The sequence below is a fragment of the Streptomyces sp. NPDC006602 genome (genome assembly GCF_042870385.1).
Taxonomy (GTDB): Bacteria; Actinomycetota; Actinomycetes; order Streptomycetales; family Streptomycetaceae; genus Streptomyces.
The window spans coordinates 1-4,054 of record NZ_JBIAHG010000091.1 but is presented as its reverse complement, the minus strand read 5'-3'; the positions used below and the strand labels follow the sequence as shown (position 1 = coordinate 4,054).

Genomic DNA, 4,054 nt, shown 5'->3' with positions numbered 1-4,054 from the left:
GTCACAGGTCACCTCACTTGTCCGTTGCCTTGAGCGTCCTGTCGGCGCTGGTGGTGTACTAGGTCTGGCACATTGCATACAGTCGACGAATACTGTATGAAGATTGTTATCCCGCATCCGATGGGTGATGTCCAGGGGTCGTGCACCACTTTTAAGTCGCGCATCACTTTTCAGACGGGAGCCGAATCATGGACCTGTACGAGCACCAGGCGCGAGGACTCTTCGAAGAACACGGCATCCAGGTACCGAGGGCGGAGGTCGCCGCCTCACCCAAGGAGGCGCGGGAGATCGCCCGCAGGCTCGGCGGCCGAGTCGTCGTCAAGGCGCAGGTCAAGACCGGGGGCCGGGGCAAGGCCGGCGGCGTGAAGCTCGCCGCCGACCCGGCCGCAGCCGAGCTCACGGCACGTCAGATCCTCGGCATGGACATCAAGGGACACACGGTCGGCACGGTCATGCTGGCCCAACCCGTCGACATCGAAGCGGAGTTCTACGTCGCCTACGTCCTCGATCGCGCGGCGGGCCGCTTCCTCGCGATCGCCTCGGCGGAGGGCGGCATGGAGATCGAGGAGGTCGCCGCCGGCCGGCCGGACGCCGTCGCCCGTATCCCGATCGACCCGGACGAGGGTGTCACCTCGGCCAAGGCGGGCGAGATCGCCGAGGCCGCCGGGCTCCCGCCGCAGACCGTCGATGTGCTCGTACGGCTGTGGGGAGTGCTGGTCCGCGAGGACGCCGTCCTCGTCGAGGTGAACCCGCTCGTGCGGACCAGGCAGGGACAGATCGTCGCCCTCGACGGGAAGGTTACGCTCGACGACAACGCCCGTTTCCGGCAGTCCCGTTGGGGCGCCGAGGGCGTGACTCACGACAACCCGCTGGAGGCGGCCGCCGCCGCGAAGGGCCTCAACTACGTCAAGCTGGACGGCGAGGTCGGCATCATCGGCAACGGCGCCGGCCTGGTCATGTCGACCCTCGACGTCGTCGCCGGCTGCGGTGCGCGCCCCGCCAACTTCCTGGACATCGGCGGCGGGGCATCGGCCCAGGTGATGGCCGACGGGCTGTCCGTCATCCTCTCCGACCCGGCCGTGAAGTCGGTGTTCGTCAACGTCTTCGGCGGGATCACCGCCTGCGACGCCGTCGCCGACGGCATCGTCCAGGCCCTGGACTCCGTGCAGTTGACGAAACCGCTCGTCGTGCGCCTCGACGGCAACAACGCCGTCCAGGGCCGCGCCGTCCTCGACGAACACGCCCACCCCCTGGTCCAGCAGGCCACCACCATGGACGGCGCCGCCCGCCGCGCCGCCCAACTCGCCAACACCAGTTGAAGGAGCGGGACATGGCCATCTTCCTCACCAAGGAGTCCAAGGTCCTCGTCCAGGGCATGACCGGCGGCGAGGGCATGAAGCACACCCGGCGGATGCTCGCGGCCGGCACGAACATCGTCGGCGGCGTCAACCCGCGCAAGGCCGGCCGCACCGCCCACTTCGACGAGCGGGCGGTACCCGTCTTCGGGTCGGTGCGCGATGGCGTGGAGAGGACCGGGGCCGATGTGAGCGTGGTCTTCGTGCCACCGGCCTTCGCCAAGGCGGCCGTTGTGGAGGCCGCCGACGCAGGGATCGGACTCGTCGTCGTCATCACGGAGGGCATCCCCGTCCACGACTCCGTCGCCTTCCACGCGCACGCCGCGAAGAAGGGGACGCGTGTCATCGGGCCCAACTGCCCGGGGCTCATCACGCCCGGCCAGTCGAACGCCGGCATCATCCCCGCCGACATCACGAAGCCGGGCCGTATCGGCCTGGTGTCCAAGTCCGGCACGCTCACCTATCAACTCATGTACGAGCTCCGGGACACAGGTTTCTCGACATGCGTGGGCATCGGCGGAGACCCCGTCGTCGGCACCACCCACATCGACTGCCTGGCGGCCTTCCAGGACGACCCCGACACCGAACTGATCGTTCTCATCGGGGAGATCGGCGGCGACGCGGAGGAACGGGCCGCTGTGTTCGTCCGCGACCACATCACCAAGCCCGTCGTCGGCTACATCGCCGGATTCACCGCACCCGAAGGCAAGACCATGGGGCATGCCGGAGCCATCGTCTCCGGGTCGTCCGGCACCGCCGAGGCGAAGAAGAAGGCCCTGGAAGCGGCCGGAGTGCGCGTGGGCGGCACCCCGACCGAGACGGCCCGGCTGGTGCTGGCCCATCTGGAAACGGAACGCGATGTAAGTCATCGTTGACGAGGGGTGACTGTCCACGACAGTCCGGCCTCACCGCGTTCCCCCTTGTACGCGACCTACATGCGCGACCTACATGCGCGACCAGCTGGTCGCGCGGGCAGCAATCTGCGGTTCCGTAGATGCCAGACCCCCCGCCCCCGACTGTGCACCGAGAGCGGAGACATCGCATGACAACCACCCTCAACTCCACCCACCTCACCGTGAAGTCCGGTACGTCCTGGAGCGACGCCTGGCAGCGGTGCCTCGCCGTCGCCCCCGAGGCGTTCCGCGACGACCGCGTCCTCAACCACTGGAACGCCGCCTGGCAGGCGGACGGCCGGGCCCTGCCCGCCACCAGCCCCGTCGACGGCAGCCCGATCGCCGGCCCGCCGCGCCTGGACCGGGCCACCGCCCAGCAGGCCGTACGCGCCTCGCTCGACCAGCACCGCGCCTGGCGCCACGTCCCCCTCGACGAGCGCCGCACCCGCGTCGCAGCCACCCTCGACGCCCTCACCCAGCACCGCGAACTCCTCGCCCTCCTCCTGGTCTGGGAGATCGGCAAGCCGTGGCGGCTCGCGCAGGCGGACGTCGACCGGGCCATCGACGGGGTGCGCTGGTACGTCGACGGCATCGAGCCGATGGTCGCCGGCCGGACCCCGCTGGACGGCCCGGTGTCCAACATCGCGAGCTGGAACTACCCGATGAGCGTGCTCGTTCACGCCATGCTGGTCCAGGCACTGGCAGGCAACGCGGTCATCGCCAAGACCCCGACCGACGGCGGCGTCTCCTGTCTGACCCTGGCCTGCGCGCTCGCCGCCCGCGAGGGGATCCCCGTCACCCTCGTCAGCGGCAGCGGAGGCGAACTGTCGGAGGCGCTGGTGAAGGCCCCCGAGATCGGCTGCGTCTCCTTTGTCGGCGGCCGTGACACCGGCGCCGCGGTGGCCACGGCCGTCGCCGACCTCGGCAAGCGTCACGTACTCGAACAGGAGGGACTCAACACCTGGGGCATCTGGAACTACTCCGACTGGGACGCCCTTACGGCGGTCATCCCCAAGCTCTTCGACTACGGCAAGCAGCGCTGCACGGCCTACCCGCGCTTCGTCGTCCAGCGTGAGCTGTTCGACGAGTTCCTCGCCGCCTACCTGCCGGCGGTCCGCACCCTGCGCGTCGGTCACCCGCTCGCGGTCGAGCACCCCGACGACCCGTACCCGGCACTCGACTTCGGCCCAGTGATCAACGCCGCGAAGGCCAAGGAACTCCACGACCAGGTCGCCGAGGCCATCAACCGGGGCGCCGTCCCGCTGCACCGCGGCAACCTGAGCGAAGCCCGCTTCCTGCCCGGCCAGGACACCTCGGCGTACGTCCATCCGGTCACGCTCCTCAACCCGCCCCCGTCCTCTCCGCTGCACCACGCGGAACCTTTCGGCCCGGTCGACACCATCGTCCTGGTCGACACGGAGGCGGAGCTGCTGGCCGCGATGAACGCGTCCAACGGCGCCCTCGTGGCCACGCTCTCCACGGACGACGAGGCGACCTTCGGCCGACTGGCCCCACAGATCCGCGCGTTCAAGATGGGCCACGGCAAGCCCCGCTCCCGCGGTGACCGAGACGAACTGTTCGGCGGGTTCGGCGCGTCCTGGCGCGGCGCGTTCGTCGGCGGCGCACTGCTCGTGCACGCGGTCACCCAGGGCCCGGCGGGGGAGCGGCTCCCCGGCAACTTCCCGGAGTACCAGCTGATGCCGTGAGGTGAGCTCGGGCGGCGCCCTGTCGGGGCGCCGCCCAACAGGTGGCTCGACGACAGGAGTTGACGGTATGCAATATCCAATCTGGGAGGGTGGCGAGCAT

3 protein-coding genes are annotated in these 4,054 nt (G+C 69.7%); all 3 read left to right on the top strand.

Translation table 11 applies throughout. From position 1 onward, the window contains the following. The first annotated feature begins 188 nt into the window (after positions 1–188). Entirely contained in the window at positions 189–1,319 is a 1,131-nt protein-coding gene (sucC, locus tag ACFYO2_RS49495; protein WP_388364075.1) for an ADP-forming succinate--CoA ligase subunit beta, read from the top strand. Positions 1,320–1,330: 11 nt separating this feature from the next. Further along, positions 1,331–2,230: a succinate--CoA ligase subunit alpha gene (gene sucD, locus ACFYO2_RS49490; RefSeq protein ID WP_388364072.1), complete on the top strand. Its 900-nt coding sequence runs from the start codon at positions 1,331–1,333 to the stop codon at positions 2,228–2,230. A gap of 167 nt (positions 2,231–2,397) precedes the next feature. After that, positions 2,398–3,954 carry an aldehyde dehydrogenase family protein gene (locus ACFYO2_RS49485; RefSeq protein WP_388364069.1) on the top strand — a complete coding sequence of 519 codons (1,557 nt, stop codon included), beginning with the start codon at positions 2,398–2,400 and terminating at the stop codon, positions 3,952–3,954. The last annotated feature ends 100 nt before the right edge of the window (positions 3,955–4,054 follow it).

Bases quoted from the DNA above. Each gene is read 5' to 3' on its own strand.
- sucC (WP_388364075.1), top strand. From the start codon at position 189: ATGGACCTGTACGAGCACCAGGCGCGAGGACTCTTCGAAGAACACGGC.
- sucD (WP_388364072.1), top strand. From the start codon at position 1,331: ATGGCCATCTTCCTCACCAAGGAGTCCAAGGTCCTCGTCCAGGGCATG.
- ACFYO2_RS49485 (WP_388364069.1), top strand. From the start codon at position 2,398: ATGACAACCACCCTCAACTCCACCCACCTCACCGTGAAGTCCGGTACG.